An 18,439-nucleotide genomic window follows, 5' to 3' on the forward strand; every position below is an offset into this window, starting at 1 on the left:
GGCATCGGCGCCGCCGGCCCCCGCCCCGAGCGCCGTGGCCACCAGCCACGGGGCGGAGACGACGACGCCCGTCACCAGGGCCACGAGCCGGTCCCGCCACGTGCGCGCCGCGACGAGCGCCACGCCCAGGCCCAACAACGCGCCGGTGGGAGTCAACCCCGCGACCGCCATCGCCGACGCCCGCCACCACGGCGCCGCGGCAATGGACGTCAACGCGATGGCCGGCAACAACGCCATCGCCAGCACCAGCGACCACTGCCCCTGCAACAGCCGCTCGACGACGTACGGGTTCCACAGCAGCATCGTCACCGCCGCGATCTGACCGACCACCCCGGCGCCCAGCACCCGGCGCACCAACTCCGCCGCGGCTACGCCGCCGATGGTCAACGCGCCGAACATGAGCAGGCGCATGACCATGCCCGCGTCCGTGAAACCACCCGCCAACGCCAACAACGCATCCTGCGGGGCGGCCCGCGCCGCCGACTCGCCCAACCCCCACGCGGCATCCGTCGACGCCGGATGCGGCGGCACCACCATGTCCCGCAACAACGGCATCCCCGGCGTCGCGAAAGGCCACGTCACCGCCGCGACGAGCATGAACGTCCACCCGACCACGATCAATTGGCCGGTTCGCTCGGCCCTCGCCACGGAAGTGTCCACGGGGCAAAGTCTAACGGGGCGCCCCGACGACGGGCCCGGGATGGCCGGGACGCGGACGTCGCGAAGCACGAAAACGAAAAAACGCCCGCCCACCGGCGACAACCGGTGAGCGGACGGAAAACCCTGCGGGAACGGTGGACCGGGCGGAGCCCGGGGCGCCGACTAGGAGCGGCGGTGGGTGCGGATGCCCAGCAGGACCAGGATCAGGCCGACGATGCCCAAGATCCACGGCACGATCGTGCCGGCCATCTTCAGGCTGGACTTGGCGTCCTTCGCCTTCTCCATCTGGTTCTTCTTGGTCTCCTCGTTCCACTGGCCGACGAAATCCAGCGCGGTGCGGTTGCGCTCCTCGGCCTCCTTCGCGCGACCCTCCTCGGTCACCATCTCGGCGGCCTCCTCGTCATCGCGGGCGTAGAACTGGAAGATCTCCTCGTGACCGTTGACGATCATGCCGCTGGTCGGCTCGACGCGGACGGTACGGGTGGTGGTGTAGTAACGGTCCATCTCGACGTCGTCGTCGCCCTCCAGGCCCCACACCTCGGCCGGGAACTTCAGGCGCAGCGACGCCAGCATCGACTCGTCGGACTCGGTGAGCTCACGGCCGCCCTGGGTGGCGTGGGCCTTGGTGTTCTCGTACAGGTTCTGCGGCGGAAGCGTCATCGAGTACTTGTAGACGGTCTCGCCGTCCTGCTTCTCCTCCTCGACGAAGTCGATCTCGAAGAGGTCCAGGCCGACGGCGTCGTAGTACGGGTACGACTTCTTCTCCGCGCTGAACGGGAACTGGTACTGGATGCCCGGGCGGGTGAACTGCACGGGCTCGTCGGCGCCCTCCTGGCCCGGCGCGCCGCCGGCGATGGAGGAAATCGGCTCATCCACCGGGAACGCGGTGGAGCGGTCCAGGGTGATGCGGTCGATGGTGGCGTTGACCAGGTTGCGCGGCTCGTCGCGGTCCTCGCGGAGGATCACGGTGCCGGCCTCGAGGGTGGCGCGCTCGTGGTCGGCGGGCTCCTCGACGCGGACGTGGCGGGAGGACATCAGCGGCACCTCATCGTTGATGAAGCAGTGCAGCGGCAGCGTGGCGCCCTCCTCCTCGGTCTCGCAGCGCGGATCGTTCTTGCGGGGTTCGACCGGCTCGCCCTTGGCGAGTGCGCCGGAGTCGAGCAGAGTGCCCTCATAGACCTCGGTGGCGGTGGTGCTGACCGTGTCCAGGGGGATTACCCTGAGTCGGGGCACGAGGAAGGTCGGCAGCAGGACCGCGATGACGATCAGCGCGGCGCCGATGATGACCAGCAGGTGGGCGAGACTTCTTTTAGCCATGAGCAGTGACTTCCCTTACTTCTTGCGGGTTTCTCGTGCAAAACCTAGCAGGTTCCGAAACAAAGGTACGTAAAAATCGAATATTATCCGGGAATGACCGTCCGAGTGAATCAGGAAAACGCCCCCCACCAGGGGGAAAACGCGTTCTCCGGCCAGACCGGGCCGGAGTTCCGGCCCGCCTTCCGCCCCGGCTTCCTGCCGGCGTTGGAGGGTTTGCGGGCCGTGGCGTCGTTGGGGATCATCGGCACGCACGTCGCGTTCCAGACCGGCCACGACGTCGGCGCGATGTGGGAGCGGATGCTCGGCCGTTTCGACTTTTTCGTGGCCGTGTTCTTCACGCTGTCGGGTTTCCTGCTGTGGCGCAGCCACCGGGCGGGGCAGGGCGGCGTGGTGTGGCGGCGCCGCCGGGACGGAAGCACCGGCGGCGAGCGCGGGTCGTCGGCGTCGGGGTGGGCGAAGTACTACCGCAAGCGCGCGGCGCGCATTCTGCCGGCGTATTGGGTGCTGGTGGTCGTGGTGCTCGTCGCGTTGCCGGTGGGCGAGGGCGCGAATCTGCGCACGTGGCTGACGAATCTGACCCTGACGCAGGTGTTTTTCGCCGATTCGCTGCACGGCGGACTGACTCACCTGTGGTCGCTGTCGGTGGAGGTGGCGTTCTACGTGTCGCTGCCGTTGTTCGCCATCGCGTTGCGGGGCCTGGATCCGATGCGCCGCCAGGGCACGCGGATTCTGTGCCTGCTGGGGTTGTCGGTGCTCAGCTTCGGGTGGGTGTGGTTGCCGTTGCCGTACCCGGAGGGGGTGAATCCGCACATTCAGCCGGTGGCGTACTTCTCGTGGTTCGCGGCGGGCATGATCCTGGCGGAGGTCGAGTCGTTGGCGGGTTCGGAGTCGGAGCGCGCCCGCGGGGCGTTGGCCGCGGCGCAGCGGTTCGCGCGGATGCGCTGGGTGTGGATCGGCCTGGCCGTCGCCTCGCTGTGGCTGGCCGCGTGGATGGGGCCGGAGGGCCTGGTGGAGCTGACGAACTGGGAGTTCCTTCGCCGGACGTGGTGCGGGTTCGTCTTCGGTGCGGCGATCATCGGCCCGTGGGCGCTGGCCCCGGAGTCGCGGTTTTTGACGCATCCGATCATGCAGGCGTTGGGCCGCTGGTCGTACGGAATCTTCCTGTGGCACATGGCCATGCTGTCGGTGGCGTTCCCGCTGTTGGGGGTGCGCATCTTCGACGGTCACATTCTGGCGGTGTCGCTGGTGACGGTGGCGCTGACCATCCCGATGGCCGCAGCGTCCTACGCGGTGGTGGAGGAACCCGCCCGCCGCTGGTTGGGCAGGGTCTGGGCGAATGACGCGAGGACGAGCGCGCCGGTCAGCACCAGCTGAAGCGGCCATGAGAATCCGGCGTAGGCCGAGCCGGGCCATGCGTCGCGGGCCAGGATGATGCCGCCGATTCCCATCAGGATGGCGGTCGCGGCAATTGCTTGACGACGAACGGTCTCCGCGCCGAACCGTCGGGCCAGGTTCACGCCGGCCATGGTCACGACTGCGGCGACTGCGGCACCGGGGAGTCCGGCGACGAGCCAGGCGACGGCGAATCCGGCGACGGCGGTGGTGGCGCGGGCCAGATCGGGTGCGGGCTGCGCGGCGCCCGGGCCGGTCGCGTCGGTGGGCGGGCGTCGCCAAGCCCAACCGACGGCCACGGCGAGCAGGGCGAACAATGCCGCCACGCCGCCGCCCGCGACGATGCCGGTGCGCCAAGTCGCGGCGGCGGGGAAGTCGATGGGGAAGGTGCCCGCCACACCCGCCGGCACGACCCAGCCCTGCTGCCACCCGTTGACGGTGACCGGCTCGAGTTCGTGGCCATCGATGGTGGCCACCTGACCCGGGTTGACGGAGACCGGTCGATAGATGACGCGGTCGGCGTCGGCGGCGGCGACGGTGCCGGAGCCGATCTCGGTGGACGCGCCGGAGGCCGGAGCGGCGAAGTCCGCCACGACCTCCGGGGCCTGCTGCTCGCGGGTGGGCGCGATGAAGTCCGCGCCGGTCAGCGACACCCAGCGGGCCCGGGAGCTGATCTCGTGCAGACCCGGTTCCAGATCGACGGAATCGCCGCAGGCCAGGGGCTCGTCGTCGAGCTCGGTCCACGGATCGTCGAGTCCGGTGCGGCACGTGTCGGCGTCGACGGTCACCGTCGTCGGCTCGGGAACGGTGAAGGCGCGGCGCATCCGGCCCTCGTCGATCTCCTGGCCGAACGCCCAGCGCTGCACCAGCGGAGAAGCGTCCGGGACGACCGGGACGCGGACCGGCGTGACGTCCTCGCCGGCGGAGCTCTCCAGCTTGATCTCGGACAGCGCGAACCCCGCGGGGGCGCTGGTCGCGATGATGCGGATGGCGCGGGACTTCTCGTCGTCGGGGCCGGTGCCCCCGTCCGAGGCGCCCGAGCTTCCCGCCACGCGAGGCAGCGGCATGGTCACCGGTTCGCCGGGGGTCAGCGCCTTCGACGTGGAGGCGCCGCCGGCGCGGATCTGCACCTGCGCGGGAACGACGGCGCCGGTGATGGTCAGCCGACCGCCGTCGAGGCGCTCGTCGGGCACGATCTCGATCCACTCGGCCTGCCCGCCCGTGCCGGCGCGCGGCTCCCACCACGTCGTCGGATCACCGTCGACCAGGGCGTTGATCGAATGCTCGGGGCGGGCGCCGCCGGCGTTGTACGGGTCGGACGCCGACGACGACGCCTTCAGCGTGGCGCGGCCCGTGCCGGTTTGCGTCTCGGCGATGCCGGAGACCGGGTAGTCGGCGACGGCGTTGGTCACGCCGGGGTCCTCGTCCGCGTCGAGGATGCCGGAGACCGCGCCGCGGACCTCGCCGTAGTTGCGGCCGCGGCGGGTGGGGGTGTCGGTGACGGTGCCTGCGGACTCGCCGTGGAGCATGCGCACCGGCGCGTCGCGGTCGATTTCGTCGAGGCGGGCCAGCACCTCCGGGCCGCCGGACACCAGCGGCACCGAGGACGTCTCCACCATGCGCGGCGCCAACGCGTCGGCGCCGCCGTCAACGGCCCAGATGGTCACCGCGACGGGCGGGGTGCCGGACACCGCGCCCTTCGGGGCGTCGTCGCCGCCGTGGGTGAATTCCGCGACGCGCTCGATGCCCGGCGACGCCTCCAGCGTGGCCCGGAGGTCCCGCAGGCTGGTGCCGCGGTTGAACGGCCGCACGTCCGAACGCACCAGCACGTAGCCGATGCCCTGGTTGCGCAGCGTCGCGGCCAGCGACTCGACGCCCTCGCCGCGGTCGAGCTGATCCTGGACGCCGTCGAGGCCGCGGATCGCCTCCGGCGGCACCAGCGGCACCGCGTCGCGGACGACCCACGGCACGTCGACCAGCGGCTGCAGCGGCTCATCGCGGGTGAAACCCCAGTCCATGTCGGCGAAGGGCATGGCCGGGGCGATGAGAGTGCGCGCCCCGCCGGCGTTGTCGTCGAGCCACTCGGCCGCCTCGACCCAATGCGACGGCACCCGGTCGTAGGCGCCCGTCGGGGCCAGGCGCGCGCTCCACGCGGGGGCGGTGGCGCCGGCCGCGACGACGAGGACGAGCATCGCCGCGACCACCGACCGGTGCTTTTCCGGATGGAGCCACTTGTCCAGCAGCTCCTTCCGCGCGTTCTTCGTGTCGTCCGTGTCGTCCGCGCCGTCCCCGCCGCGGATCGACCCCGGCCACGGCAACAGCGCCGTGGCATGCGCGACGCCCAGCATCAACGGCAGCCTCAGCGTCGCATCCATCTTGTGCAGGTTCCTCAGCGCGGCGAGCGGGCCGTCGAGAAGCGAACGCCCCCACTCGCCCAGGGGCGCGAACGGATCCGTCCACGCCGCCATCGACGCCAGGCCCACCAACGCCATGAGCAACCACGCGCGGCGCCACGGCATGGACCCCATCGCCAGGCCGATCAGGCCGATCGCGGCGACGGCCATCGTGGCCAGGATGAGGATCGGCTCCGAGACGATCGCATTGCCGCCGACGCGCTCCAACGACACGAACGGCGCCCACGACGTCGCGCCGCGCAGCGTCTCGCCGAGATTCAGCCACCGGGTGGTCACGCCCGACGACTCGATGTAGTCGGTGAACGGCGGCGAGTAGGAGCCGAGCATGAGCAGCGGCACGATCCACCAGATGCTCACCGCGGCGCAGGCGGCGAGCCAACCGGCGAACATCGCCCACGCCCGTTTGCGGCGCGGCCCCGAAAAACCCGTGAACACCAGGACCAGGGCGGCGGGGACGCAGGCTGCGGCGGTGCCCACCGCGTTGACGGCGCCCGTGCACAGCACCGCCAGCCCGGACAACAGCACCGCCCGGGCCGCGAACTTCCAGCCCACCGCCTCCGGCCGGCGCGCCACCGCCAGCAGCGGCAGCAGGATCCACGGGGCCAGCGCCACCGGCCACGCCTCCGACGAAATCGCGCCGAGGGTGGTCAGGATGCGCGGCGACAGCGCGTAGAGCAGCGCCGCGAGAATCCGCGACGACCGCGACCCGATGCCGGCGACCTCCGCGACCCGGAGGAAACCGGTGAAGGCCAGGCACAGCAGCAGGCACCACCACAGGCGCTGCGTCAGCCAATCGGGCCAGACCGCATCGGGCAGCAGGTCGAACAGCGCGAAAAACGCGCCCTGCGGGAAAAGGTAACCGTAGGCCTGGTTCTGCAGCTGGCCCAGCGGCATGACCTCGGACCACATGCTCAGCGACCGCTCGAGGAAGCCGCCGGGGTTGGCCGTCAGGTCATGTTTGGTGTCGGCGACGATCCGGCCGGGGGCCTGGATGAACGCCAGCAGACACAGAAATGCCCACCATCCGACCAAGGCGCGCGTGGGCGTGCGTTGATCGGCGGCGGGCATGGCGGGACGGTAAGGGTGCGCGATCAGCGCTCGCCGTACTCGACCCCGCCCATCAGGGCCTCATCCGCGGAGACGGCCTGCGCCTCGGGGATCTCGGACTCCTGGGTGACCTGCGCGACGCCGAAGATCATGGCGCCGCCGAGGAGAGCACCGACAAGGGCACTGGCCATGGCCGGGCCCAACGTGCGGCGCTGCTCCGACTCGTTTTCGTAGGGCATGTTCACTCCTCGAAGTAAGTGTTCTGGGAATGGTCGCAACTGTAGACCATCGTTGGCGCCGGGGGGAAGTTTCGGCGAAATCGGGGGAAGTTTCGGGTCACCCCAGGTGAGGAGGCCCTTCGTTGTCGGGCCGTTACCGTTCGCCGAACCCCGCAGCCATCACTTCTGCACCGTACGCCACTTCCGCAACGCATGCGCGCCCAGTGGCCGTGGCGCACGATTCGGCCTTTCATGCGTGACGACGAGCCGTCGTCACGCAACCCGTCCGAACTACTTCGGCGGCGGAACGATGAGCACCGGGCGACCCGCGTTCTTGAGAACCGCATCCGCCGTCGACGACGACAACAGGCCCCGCAGGCCCGAATTGCCGCGCGTGCCCGACACGATGACGCCCGCGTCGAGATCCCGCGCGGCATCGACGATCGCCGACCAAATCGTCGTTTCCGACTCCACGAGATACGGCTCGGCGGTGAAGCCCGCCGACGCGGCGATCTCGACGCCCTCGCGGCAAATGCGCTTCGCCTCCTCGTGGGCGGGATCGTCGTCGGCGACGCTGGAATCCCAATCGGGCTGCATCATCCCGGACGCCCCGGCGGTGCGGGCGGCCTGACGCTGCAGCGGCTCCCAGGCGGTGAGGATGTACGCCGTGCGCACCGACAGCAGCGAACCGGCCCACTCGATCGCGCGACGGGCCTCGTCGGAACCGTCGTAGGCGATGAGCATCGAATCGGGCCGCCCGGCGGCGTCGGGGGTGGCGGGGGTGCGGTCGTCGGACATCGGGTGTCTCCTTCTGGCTGACGTGTCCCCTCCAGGTTAACCCCGGAGGGGCGGGCCGTGGCGCGGTTGCGCGCGGGATGTTGCGTGCGGGAAGCGCGCTCGCCGGCCGCCGTCGGGGTCGTCGCGCGGGAGAGACGAGGCGTCAGGCCTGCGGTGCCGTTGCGACGACGAGGGCGTCGGCGGAACCTTCGCCGCGGTCGACGGTTTCGGCGACGTCGACGGTCCACGTGTCCGGCAGCGCGGCGACGACGTCGTCCGCATGGAAGAGAACGTCCGGATCCTTCGGGCCGTTGCCGCGGTTGGCGCGGTCGTGGCCGATGACCACGAGGGTGCCGCCCGGGGCGGTGGTGGTGGCCAGGTGCCGCCAGGTGGCGTGCAGCTTCTCCGACGGCAGATGCAGGTACGCCGCGACGACCAGGTCGAAGGTGTCCGTCGGCCGCCATTCGGACACGTCGGCCTGCACCGTGGTCAAGGCGGGGGTCGTGCCGGCGGTCTGCGGTTCCTGCGTTTCCCGCGCGGCCTGCGCGGCCTCGCGGGTGTGGCGCAGCGCGACCTCGGAGAAGTCGACGGCGGTGACGTCCCAACCGCGGTCGAGCAGCCAGACGGTGTTTCGGCCCTGGCCGCAGCCGACGTCGGCGGCGGTGCCCGGGGCCAGCCCGGAGACGTGCCGTTTCAGCAGCGTGTTCGGTTCCGTGCCGAAGTGGTTCGGGTTGTCGGTGAATCGTTGGTCCCAGCCGCGACTGTCCATGCCCGCGACCATACCCGGCGGGGTATCGTGCCCAGCGTCGCTGCGGCTGCGCGTGGCGTGATTGCAGCCGTGTCCGGGGTCGTGGCCCGCAGCAGTCGCCGCGGCGTCACTCCACGCAGGTGTTGAGCCCCGTGCGCATGTCGGCGGGGTCGGCCTCCGGCGTCGGCTCGGTGAGGTAGACCTCCCAGCGGGGCATGGCCGGGGTGTGGCCGGCGGCGACGACTTCGTCGGTGAACTGCTTCCATGCGGGGCCGAGGCCGTCGTAACCGCCCTGGTGCAGCTTCGAGGCGACTTTGCCGGCGGGAAGTTCGGACGGTTCGACGGCGAGGTTGCGGCCGTCGGCGGTCGGCGCGGCGATGGTGTCGGCCAGCGGCGAGTGCAGCGGCACGCCGATCTCGATGTCGAAGCGGCTCCAGTCGTCGGCGGCTCGCGGGTACAGGGCGAACGGGGCCCCGGCCGGGGATTGGCCGACGGCGGCGAGGGCGGGGAACATCGCGCCGAAGGCGGCGTCGAAAAGCGGGGCGACGTCGTCCTGCGTGACGTCGGAGGCGCGGACGACGGCGGTGGGCACCGCGCGCGATTCGTCGATGGTGAAGGTGGCGTCGGTGGGGCGGCGCGGGTCGGTCATGGCGTCGAGAATACGCGCGATAAACCCGGTAGGAGCGCGGAAAAGCACGCTCGCACTGCGTCGGCTGCGGGCCGATGAGTGGGGAACGTGTGGGGTTGGGCGGGTTTCGACCCTTCAACGTGAAAGCCTCCGGCCTGTTGTCGCAGGTCGGGGGCTTTTCGTGGAGCCGATGACGGGAATCGAACCCGCGCCGCCTGCTTGGGAAGCAGGAGTTCTACCATTGAACTACATCGGCGAGAAGGACGGTCGCCGTCAGTGTCGGCGATCTCTTTCCGTCCATAATGTAGCACCGCGGCGGGGCTGGCCGACAAAAGCCCCGGCTGCTGCGGTTCCGGATGCTTTGCGACGGCCCGCCGGTGTTCCGTCGCCCTGGCTGTAGGGTGGTGGCGTGCTGCTTTCCGACCGTGACATCCGCGCCGCCCTCTCGTCCGACGATGACGCCCGCCTGGGCATTGAGCCGTTGGACGAGGAGATGATCCAGCCGTCGTCGATTGACGTCCGCCTGGATCAGTTTTTTCGCGTGTTCAACAATTCGCGGTACACGCACATCGATCCGAAGTTGCCGCAGGAGGAGCTGACCACGCTGCGCGAGGTGCCGTGGGACGAGGCGTTCGTGCTGCATCCGGGCGAGTTCGTGTTGGCGTCGACGTTGGAGAAGTTCACCATTCCGCCGCATCTGGCCGGTCGCCTGGAGGGCAAGTCGTCGCTGGGGCGCCTGGGCCTGCTGACGCACTCCACCGCGGGTTTCATCGACCCGGGTTTTTCGGGGCACATCACGCTCGAGCTGTCGAATGTCGCGAACCTGCCGATTTCGTTGTGGCCGGGCATGAAGGTGGGGCAGTTGGCGCTGTTCCGCATGACTTCGCCGGCGGAGGTGCCGTACGGCTCCGGGGCGTTGGGTTCGAAGTACCAGGGCCAGCGTGGTCCGACGCCGTCGAAGGCGTACCTGAACTTCCGGTAGGAATCTTCCGGTAGTCGGAGGATCCGGGCTATGGCTACTCTCTAGCTCCAGCTGCATAGTCGCTAGCTCCAGCTGCAAAGTCGCTCAACCGTTGCGCCAGGGATTCGATGAACCCGTTTGACGAGTATCGCGGTTCCATGGCCTCCGCCAGTTCCGGATTGGACCACTCGTCGAGGCAATCCCGGGTGGCTTGGGGGAGATCGCGCATGGCGTCGGCTCCTGTGAGGTACGCGCCAATACGGCTAGAATCCGCGTCGAACCGCTCGAGAAGGCCGTCGTCCTCGTAGCAGCGATCCGCGTAATCGCCTAGGTCTGTGCATTTGAAGAGCAGCGCCAAATCTTCGGCATCCTTATTTGTCGCCGCGCGACGCATCCGCCAGGCAACCGTCTTCAGCACAATCATCGCGTGGAGCGTTGGGATGCGCAGCTGTTCGAAAGGGGCCTCCATGTGTTCGGCGGTCTGAAAGGCCTCGTCGATTCCCGTCGTGTCCATTTGGATGCCCTCGACCACTTCAATCACCGGGTTGACGCCCGGGGCATTCGAGAAGGGGATGAGGTCGACTTTCACCTTCTCCACGTCAAAGCGCATTCCCGTTCCGCCGCTGTCTCCGAGAGGCCGGGTCATCTCCTTGAAATCAGGGATGGAGGGCGCTGCGATCGCAAGATCGAGATCTGTGGTCCTGCGGCCTTCAGTGCAGTCCGCCTTCGTGGTGGCAACGTAGTCGCGTGCATGGGCTCCGAGGAGCATGGCCTCCCCGTAGCGGTCGAGGATGGCTCTGATGGCGTGTTCTGGCAGGGGGTTCACCGAGTCGGTCATTGCAGGTCTTCCTTCAGTTCCATGCCGGCTTCCCGGATCCTTTCATCGGGAGAGGCGAGCATTTCCCCGCAGATTAGGAGCGTGTGGCCAAACTGGGTGAGGTCCATCGACTCTGGATCCCAAAACCTCTCGCGAAGTGTGATCGATCCATCTGGCGCGGGACGCAGCCGTGCCGCTCGAATGAGTTCTGTCCACGGAGGTGGCCCGTAAATGGTGACCGAGGACCGAGAACTCATCGTGGGGCTGACCGCTTCGCCGGCCGAGGTGAAATCGAGCTGCGACCGTGTGATTTCCGCGAGAACTTCTAAGGGGGTCGCCCCCTCCACGGTGCGCGCCTGGAGTTTCGGAATCAGGCGCGAAGTGAAACCTGACAGCCACAGGTTCGTCAACTCATCGCGCCGACGAAGCGTGCGGGTGGAGTCGGTGAGGAATCGAAGATCGCGAAGTGCGCGGATGGTCCTTTGGGTGGTTCCCAGAGATATTCCGGCCATCGCGGCCTGGCGGCGAAGTGTGAGATCTGCCGCAGAGGGCTCGTTGAGCAGGATGAAGATCAATCGGAGCGCGCTGGGCGTGCTCAATCGGCCGTCGAGGGGTTCGGAATATGCCTCCCGGGGTCGGGCTCGCCCTTCTATGAAAATTTTCACGGGGTCCGTCCAAATCCAGGCATTGCCGACCAGGTCCATGTAGAAGACGCCTCGCTGTCGGTAGCGCTCCGCGAGGCGAGGATTGATGTAGGGCTGGATGACGATTCGGTCGCCAGGCTCGCTGGGAAAGAACTCCCATCGGTCCTTCATCTTGAGCTCCGCGGGGAGCTCTTCTCCGTCGGGCAGGGTCATCACCGCGTCGACCCCCCTGTCGGCAGCGTTCGAATGCAGAAGGCTCAACCTGAGACCGAGTGGTTCCAGCGTGCTGAGAAGCTGCGTTTCCCAATTCTTCTTGTTCACCTCAAGCATATGTTCATGTTACATGAACATCGAAAATTATTGAACATTGGCGCGTTGGGTTCGAAGTATCAGGGTCAGCGTGGCCCGACGCCGTCCAAGGCGTACCTGAACTTCCGGTAGGCCACTGTCCTGCGGGTCGCGCCTGCTTTGCGACGTTTCGGGCATCGCCACCGCTGAACCTCGCGCGGCCTCCCGGTAACCGACGATCACCGACGCCGTTTCCGGCTACCGTGGTCGGTATGGTCGCCGAAACAGCCGATCCCGCAATCCGTTTCGAGGGCGTGTCCAAGTCCTACGGGGCTGGACCGCCCGCCGTCGACGATGTGGACCTGGACATTCGCCGCAACGCGGTGACCGTTCTGGTCGGCTCTTCGGGCTGCGGCAAGACGACGTTGCTGCGCATGATCAACCGCATGGTCGAGCCGACGTCGGGTCGGGTGCTGGTCAACGGCGAGGACATCGCCGACCGCGATCCCGTCGAACTGCGCCGTGGCATCGGTTACGTCATGCAGAACGGCGGCCTCCTGCCGCATCGCACCGTCGCCGACAACGTGGGCACCGTCCCGCGGCTCAACGGAGTATCCAAGAAGGACGCGCGCGAGCGGGCGATGGAGCTCATCGAGCTCGTCGGCCTCGACGCCTCCGTGGCCGACCGCTACCCGTCGCAGCTCTCCGGCGGCCAGCAGCAGCGCGTCGGCGTCGCCCGCGCACTCGCGGCGGATTCGGGAATCCTGCTCATGGACGAGCCCTTCGCCGCCGTCGACCCGATTGTCCGCCGTGAGCTGCAGGCCGAGGTCACGCGGCTCCAGGCAGAACTGGACTGCACCATCGTCTTCGTCACCCACGACATTTCCGAGGCCCTGCACCTCGGCGACGAGGTCGTGCTGCTGGCCAAGGGCGGTCGCATCGCGCAGCAGTGCCCGCCGTGGGAGCTGATCGAAAAGCCCGCCGACGACTTCGTCCGCGACTTCATCGACGCCGATTCCCGCCGCCTGCGCATCGACGGCGATCGCGTCCTCGACGCCCGTGGCCGCGTCGCCGGCGTGCTCGGCGAATACCCGGGGCCCGGCGAGGGACAGCGGCCATGATCCGCTGGTCCTGGTTCGCCGAGAACTTCGCGCAGATCGTCGATCTGACGCTGACCCACGTGTGGCTGTCCATCCCGCCGATCATCGCGGCGGTGCTCATTTCGGTGCCGTTGGGATTCGCGGCGTCGCGTCGCAAAGCAATCCGGGGCACGATCGTCGGCGGCGCGGGCCTGCTCTATGCCATCCCGTCGCTGGCGTTGTTCGTGATGTTGCCGCTGGTCCTGGGCACTTCCGTCCTTTCCCCGCTCAACGTGCAGGTGGCGCTGGCTGCCTATGGCGTGGCATTGATGACGCGCACCGCCGCCGACGCGTTCGGTTCCGTCCCCGCTGCGGCCCGCGACGCCGCGCAATCGATGGGGTACCCCGCCTGGCGCCGGGTCCTCGGCGTCGAACTGCCGCTGGCGGGGCCCGTGCTGCTCGCCGGCGCCCGCGTCGTGTCGGCGTCGACGGTGTCGCTGGTCAGCGTCGGGTCCCTCGTCGGCGTGCACGGGTTGGGGTACTTCTTCACGGACGGGTTCAACCGCAGCTTTCCGACGGAGATCCTCGCCGGAGTGATCGGCACGGCCGTCGTGGCACTGGTTTTCGACGTGGTTCTCGTGCTGCTGGGGAAGGTGCTCATGCCGTGGACGCGGGCGGGTGCGGGACGTGCCGCCAAGAAGCCGCAGAAATCGAGGAAGGTGGGCGAGCCGGGGAAGCGTGACCGCACGTCGGTGCATCCCGGTGATGACGTCGACGAGAAGCTGGAGGCGGCGTCATGAGCGCGGCAGCTGCCACCAACGCGGGCGTCTTCTCTCAGGCATGGACGTGGCTGACCTCGGGTGATTCGTGGACGGGCGACGGCGGCATCGGCGTCCGGATCCTCGAGCACTTGGGGTATTCGCTGCTGGCCACGGTAATTGCGGCGGTGATCGGCATCGGGCTCGGCGTCATCGTCGGGCACACGGGTCGCGGGCAGGGCGTGGTTCTCGGGGCGTCGGGCATCCTGCGCGCCATGCCGTCGTTGGGGCTGCTGACCTTCCTGGCGCTGATAATCCCCGCGGGCGTGACGTTGCCGCTGATCCCGGCGACGATCGTGCTGGTCATCCTCGCGGTGCCGCCGATCCTCGCGGCGACGGCGTCGGGGTTCCGGTCCATCGACCGCTCCGTCATCGACGCCGCCTACGCGATGGGGCATTCGACGAATCAGGTCATCGGCCGCGTCGAGTTCCCGCTGGCCATGCCGGTGCTCATCGGCGGTCTGCGGTCGGCGTGGCTGCAGGTGCTGGCCACCGCGACCATCGCGGCTTACCTGGGCCTCGGCGGTCTTGGCCGGTTCCTGCTCGATTCGCTGGCCGTGCGCGATTACGGCGTGATGCTCGGCGCGGCGGTGCTCGTCGCCGGATTGGCGCTGATCACCGACCTGGTGTTCACGGTCGCGGAAAAGGTGTTGGCGCCCGCGGGCGTCCCGACGGGAGGATCCCGATGAACCAGCGCAGCGGCAACCCGCCAACCGCCGATCAGTTCAAGGGTGACGGCCGAGCCCGGAGACCCGTCCGCTTGTCCCGCCGCGCCTTTCTCGCCGGTGCCGCGGCTACGGGTGCGGCGCTGACGGGCCTGTCCGCCTGCGCGTTGGATCCCGCGAACCCCGCGAACCGCGCCGCCGGCCAGATCCGGGTGGGCTCGGCGGTGTTCCCGGAATCGGAGATCATCGCCCGCATTTGGGCCCGCGCGCTCACGGAAGCAGGCCACGACGTCGAGGTCGTTCCCCAGATCGGCGCCCGCGACGTGTATCTCGCGGCGCTGCAGGAAGGTTCCGTCGATCTCGTGCCCGAGTACTCCGGCAACCTCGCGTCCTACTTCGGCGATGTCCCCGAGGGCGCGGATCCGGTTGGCGTCCTCGCCGCCCTCGAAGCCAATCTGCCGCAGGAGCTCGAGGCCCTTGCGCCCGCCGAGGCCGAGTCCAAGGACGCGTACCGAGTGTTGCGCACCGTCGCCGCCGAGCACGGACTGGTCACCCTCGCCGACCTGGCGAAACTCGCCGTCGTCTCAGCCGCCGGAACCATCCGCATCGGCGGTTCGCCCGAGCTCGCGCAGCAACCCTACGGGCCGGACGGACTCGCCGAGGTCTACGGGGTGGATCGGGCCGCGATGGAGATGGTGGTCTACGGCGATTCGGGCGGCCCCCTGACAATCCGCGCGCTGGCCGACGGAGCCGTCGACGTCGCAGACGTCTACACCACCACGCCTCTGCGAGACCCGTCCGGCGGCGAGGTCGATGTCGTCACGCTCGAGGATCCGCAGCAGCTCATTCCCGCGCAGAATGTCGTCGCTCTCGCGCGCCGCGGAGTGCTGGACGAGTCGGCGCGCCGGGCCCTGGAGTCGGTGGCGTCGCGCTTGACGACGGCCGACCTCACCGACATGAACCTCCGCGCCTCGGGCGACGAAAAGGCCGGCGCCGATTTGATTGCGCGGGATTGGCTGGCGGCCGGGCCGTCGTAAAGCAGGCGTGAGGAAGGCGGAAAGGCCGACGCGCCGCAGTCGAACCGCCGTCGGGCTGCCGCGCGTGCGACAACCTCACGCGCCGTCGTCCAACCGCCGCTGGGTCGCCGTCGGGCTGCTGCGAATACGACAAATGCAGCCACACGGTTTCGCCACCTGGGTATTTACCGCCGTTCATTCGGTGTGAGGCTGCATTTGTCGAATTGGACGTGCTCTGGCCGGCTCGTGGCGCGGAGGGGCTGGCGCGAAGCTTCGGTGCGGCACGGTGCGGGGGCGCGGCGCGGTGCGGCGCGGAAGTGCGGCACGGTGCGGCGCGGGGTTCGGTGCGGCGCGGGCGGTGGCAAACCCAACAATCTGCGGCGCCGGAAAATGCCGACCTGCGGATTCGCGAAGCGGTGGCAGTACTTTCCGACGCGCCCGCCCTGCCCGATGAACTGCCGGGGCCGCCTGTGTAATGCTCCGGTGATGCAAAGGTGAACGGATAGTTAATGCTGGTGGGGGCGGAAAACGGGGGCAGTCGTCAACTCGCGGTGCGCCGCAAGGTATTTCATACTGGCCGGTATGCGTATGACCGTCATCGGAACCGGATATTTGGGCGCGACCCATGCCGCGTGCATGGCCGAGCTGGGGCACGAAGTCCTCGGCGTCGACGTCGACCCCGCCAAGATCGAAGCGCTGTCGCAGGGGCGCGTGCCGTTTTACGAGCCGGGCCTGCCCGAGCTGCTGCGCAAGCACGTCGACTCCGGGGCACTTCGCTTTACGACGGACTACGACGAGGCCGCAGAGTTCGCCGAACTGCATTTCGTCGGGGTGGGTACCCCGCAGGTGAAGGGATCCAACGCCGCCGACGTGCGGTACGTCGACGCCGTCATCGACGAGCTGGCCAAGCACATCACCGGCGACCACGTGATCCTGGGCAAGTCGACGGTGCCGGTGGGCACGGCGCAGCGGCTGCAGGAGCGGGCCGACGCGCTCATCGCCGCCCGCTCCGGTGACGGCGAGCCCGTCGCGACGGTCGACCTGGCGTGGAACCCCGAGTTCCTCCGCGAGGGCCATGCGGTGAAGGACACCCTCGAACCGGACCGCATGGTGCTGGGCCTGGGCGCGAACTCGACTCGCGCCGAGGCCGCGACCCGCGAGTGCTTCGCCCCGATCCTCGACCGCGGCACCCCGATGATCGTCACCGACCTGGCGACGTCCGAGCTGGTCAAGGTGTCGGCCAACGCGTTTCTGGCGACGAAGATCTCGTTCATCAACGCGGTCTCCGAGATTTGCGAGACCACCGGCGCCGACGTCACGGTGCTCGCCGACGCGATCGGCATGGATCCGCGCATCGGCCGTCGCTTCCTCAACGCGGGTCTCGGCTTCGGCGGCGGCTGCCTGCCGAAGGACATCCGCGCGTTCATGGCGCGTGCCGGCGAGCTCGGCGCCGACCAGGCGATGACGTTCCTGCGGGAGGTCGACGCGATCAACATGCGCCGCCGCGAGAAGGCGGTCGGCTTGGTCAAGCAGGCGTTCGGCGGCAATGTCCTGGGCCGTCAGGTTGCGGTGCTGGGTGCGGCGTTCAAGCCGGACTCCGACGACGTCCGGGACTCTCCGGCGCTGTCGATCGCCGGTTCGCTGTCGCTGGCCGGTGCGGCGGTGCGGGTGTATGACCCGCAGGCCATGGACAATGCGCGCAAGGTCTTCCCGACGCTGGATTACCGCGAGTCCGTCGCCGATGCCCTCGATGGCGCGGAGATCGTCGCCGTGGCCACCGAGTGGGACGAGTTCCGGAACCTCGACCCGGTGGCCGCGGGGGAGTGGGTGGCGGCGAAGAAGCTCATCGACGGCCGCAACTGCCTGCCCGTCGACGAGTGGCGCGCCGCCGGTTGGGACGTCACCTGCCTGGGGCGCGGCAACTGACGACGGGCGCCTAAGCCCGTGCCCGTCTAAGCCCGGGTCCTCGCCTGAGCCGGGGCGTTCGCCTGTTCCCTGACCTGGGCCGTCACCGCCGCGATTGCCGTGGTCACCGGCACCGCCAGCGTCAGGCCTAGGGCGCCGATCGCCGACCGCAGCAATTCGGTGGCGACGATGTCCGAGGTCAACACCTGCATGAGCGGACGCTCCGCCACCGACAGCAGCAGCGTCATCGGCAACGAGGCGCCGACGTAGGCCAACACCAGCGTGTAGACCATCGACGCGATGTGGTCGCGGCCCACCCTCATCGCCGACGCGAACAGCTCCAGCGGCCCGGCGTCCGGGTCGGCTTCGGCGAGTTCGGTGACGGTGGACGCCTGGGCGATGGTGACGTCGTTGAGCACGCCCAGCGCGCCGACGATGAAGCCCGCGAGCATGAGGCCGGTGACGCTGACGGCGGGCAGGTACAGCTGGATGAGCAGGTTCGAATCATCCGCCAGCCCCCGCAGATCCGCGCCGCCGATGGCCAGATGCGCCAGCCCCGCCGCCGCGGCCAACGAGGTCAGCGTGCCGCCGAGGGCCGCCGCCGACTTCCAGTTGACGCCATGGACGAGGAACATGACGGGGAAGAGCACCACGGCGCCGGTGACCAGCGACAGCGCCACCGGCGGGCCGCCACGCAGCAACGCGGGGATGAGGAAGAAGCCGACGACGGCCAGCGTCAGCACCAGGCCGGCGATGGCGCGCACGCCCCGCCACGCCGCCACGACGACGATGGCCAGCGCGGTGACCGCCACCCACGCCCACACGGACGTGGCGCGGTTGATGTCCAAAAACGAGTAACGGGTTTGGTCGCCGCCGATGGCGTGCGACGTCAGGTGGATCTTCGTGCCCTCCTCGAGCTCGGGCTCGCCGGGCTGGCCCGACATTTCCAGCAGGGTGCGGCGCCCCTCGTCCGGGCCGCCGTCGATGTCGATGATCACCAGGTCGCACTCGCGCCGCAGGTCACCCGCCGCCCCAGGCATCCCCG

Annotated in this window: 16 protein-coding genes, 1 tRNA gene and 2 pseudogenes; 8 read left to right on the top strand and 11 right to left on the bottom strand. The window is 69.1% G+C overall.

The window, feature by feature from the left end; all coding sequences use genetic code 11:
* Both HMPREF3121_RS04770 and HMPREF3121_RS04775 read right to left on the bottom strand, forming a co-directional pair.
* Positions 1 to 660: pseudogene (locus HMPREF3121_RS04770) on the bottom strand (hypothetical protein); the annotation flags it as partial.
* Positions 661 to 822: 162 nt separating this feature from the next.
* A complete protein-coding gene (locus HMPREF3121_RS04775) occupies positions 823 to 1,977 on the bottom strand; it encodes a cell envelope lipid trafficking protein PgfA (RefSeq protein ID WP_070520395.1) in 1,155 nt (384 codons plus the stop codon).
* A 93-nt stretch (positions 1,978 to 2,070) separates the two neighbouring features.
* Here HMPREF3121_RS04775 and HMPREF3121_RS04780 point away from each other — a divergent pair, with 93 nt between their 5' ends.
* Positions 2,071 to 3,351 (top strand): acyltransferase family protein, encoded by a 1,281-nt coding sequence (locus tag HMPREF3121_RS04780; RefSeq protein WP_070520398.1) that lies wholly within the window; start codon positions 2,071 to 2,073, stop codon positions 3,349 to 3,351.
* Here the strand turns inward: HMPREF3121_RS04780 and HMPREF3121_RS04785 are convergent.
* From HMPREF3121_RS04785 to HMPREF3121_RS04810, 6 genes are all read right to left on the bottom strand, one after another.
* Positions 3,261 to 6,851: a DUF3367 domain-containing protein gene (locus tag HMPREF3121_RS04785; RefSeq protein WP_083291284.1), complete on the bottom strand. Its 3,591-nt coding sequence runs from the start codon at positions 6,849 to 6,851 to the stop codon at positions 3,261 to 3,263. The genes HMPREF3121_RS04780 and HMPREF3121_RS04785 overlap by 91 nt on opposite strands.
* 23 nt (positions 6,852 to 6,874) lie before the next feature.
* Positions 6,875 to 7,069, bottom strand: coding sequence for a DUF2613 domain-containing protein (locus HMPREF3121_RS04790; protein WP_070520400.1), 195 nt, complete (start codon positions 7,067 to 7,069; stop codon positions 6,875 to 6,877).
* Between the two features lie 270 nt (positions 7,070 to 7,339).
* Positions 7,340 to 7,846 carry a universal stress protein gene (locus tag HMPREF3121_RS04795; protein ID WP_052054224.1) on the bottom strand — a complete coding sequence of 169 codons (507 nt, stop codon included), beginning with the start codon at positions 7,844 to 7,846 and terminating at the stop codon, positions 7,340 to 7,342.
* Positions 7,847 to 7,988: 142 nt separating this feature from the next.
* Complete coding sequence (locus HMPREF3121_RS04800; RefSeq protein WP_070520430.1) at positions 7,989 to 8,594, bottom strand: class I SAM-dependent methyltransferase; 606 nt, start codon at positions 8,592 to 8,594, stop codon at positions 7,989 to 7,991.
* Between the two features lie 106 nt (positions 8,595 to 8,700).
* A complete protein-coding gene (locus HMPREF3121_RS04805; RefSeq protein WP_070520403.1) occupies positions 8,701 to 9,222 on the bottom strand; it encodes a GyrI-like domain-containing protein in 522 nt (173 codons plus the stop codon).
* A gap of 161 nt (positions 9,223 to 9,383) precedes the next feature.
* Positions 9,384 to 9,457 (bottom strand) — tRNA-Gly (locus HMPREF3121_RS04810).
* 153 nt (positions 9,458 to 9,610) lie between these two features.
* Here HMPREF3121_RS04810 and dcd point away from each other — a divergent pair.
* A complete protein-coding gene (gene dcd / locus HMPREF3121_RS04815; RefSeq protein WP_070520406.1) occupies positions 9,611 to 10,183 on the top strand; it encodes a dCTP deaminase in 573 nt (190 codons plus the stop codon).
* 34 nt (positions 10,184 to 10,217) lie between these two features.
* On the opposite strand, the gene HMPREF3121_RS04820 is transcribed toward dcd, so the two are convergent.
* Complete coding sequence (locus HMPREF3121_RS04820) at positions 10,218 to 11,000, bottom strand: hypothetical protein (protein WP_070520409.1); 783 nt, start codon at positions 10,998 to 11,000, stop codon at positions 10,218 to 10,220.
* Positions 10,997 to 11,953, bottom strand: coding sequence for a type IV toxin-antitoxin system AbiEi family antitoxin (locus HMPREF3121_RS04825; protein WP_070520411.1), 957 nt, complete (start codon positions 11,951 to 11,953; stop codon positions 10,997 to 10,999). The genes HMPREF3121_RS04820 and HMPREF3121_RS04825 overlap by 4 nt, the downstream gene beginning before the upstream one ends.
* Positions 11,954 to 11,992: 39 nt before the next feature.
* On the opposite strand from HMPREF3121_RS04825, the pseudogene HMPREF3121_RS12365 reads away from it, so the two are divergent.
* From HMPREF3121_RS12365 to HMPREF3121_RS04850, 6 genes and pseudogenes are all read left to right on the top strand, one after another.
* Positions 11,993 to 12,064: pseudogene (locus HMPREF3121_RS12365) on the top strand (dCTP deaminase); the annotation flags it as partial.
* A gap of 119 nt (positions 12,065 to 12,183) precedes the next feature.
* Complete coding sequence (locus HMPREF3121_RS04830) at positions 12,184 to 13,032, top strand: ABC transporter ATP-binding protein (RefSeq protein ID WP_070520414.1); 849 nt, start codon at positions 12,184 to 12,186, stop codon at positions 13,030 to 13,032.
* Positions 13,029 to 13,790, top strand: a complete 762-nt coding sequence (locus HMPREF3121_RS04835) for an ABC transporter permease (protein ID WP_070520416.1) — start codon at positions 13,029 to 13,031, stop codon at positions 13,788 to 13,790. Before HMPREF3121_RS04830 ends, HMPREF3121_RS04835 begins: the two co-directional genes overlap by 4 nt.
* Positions 13,787 to 14,497: an ABC transporter permease gene (locus tag HMPREF3121_RS04840; RefSeq protein WP_070520419.1), complete on the top strand. Its 711-nt coding sequence runs from the start codon at positions 13,787 to 13,789 to the stop codon at positions 14,495 to 14,497. Before HMPREF3121_RS04835 ends, HMPREF3121_RS04840 begins: the two co-directional genes overlap by 4 nt.
* On the top strand, positions 14,494 to 15,510 hold the full coding sequence (locus HMPREF3121_RS04845) for an ABC transporter substrate-binding protein (protein ID WP_083291286.1): 1,017 nt from the start codon (positions 14,494 to 14,496) through the stop codon (positions 15,508 to 15,510). The genes HMPREF3121_RS04840 and HMPREF3121_RS04845 overlap by 4 nt, the downstream gene beginning before the upstream one ends.
* Positions 15,511 to 16,071: 561 nt before the next feature.
* Positions 16,072 to 17,415 carry a UDP-glucose dehydrogenase family protein gene (locus HMPREF3121_RS04850; protein WP_070520421.1) on the top strand — a complete coding sequence of 448 codons (1,344 nt, stop codon included), beginning with the start codon at positions 16,072 to 16,074 and terminating at the stop codon, positions 17,413 to 17,415.
* A 26-nt stretch (positions 17,416 to 17,441) separates the two neighbouring features.
* Here HMPREF3121_RS04850 and HMPREF3121_RS04855 read toward each other — a convergent pair.
* Positions 17,442 to 18,439 (bottom strand): YibE/F family protein (locus HMPREF3121_RS04855; RefSeq protein WP_141742972.1); only part of this gene is annotated, 998 nt, incomplete at its 5' end.

This window comes from Corynebacterium sp. HMSC11E11 (genome assembly GCF_001807025.1).
Lineage (GTDB): Bacteria > Actinomycetota > Actinomycetes > Mycobacteriales > Mycobacteriaceae > Corynebacterium > Corynebacterium freneyi.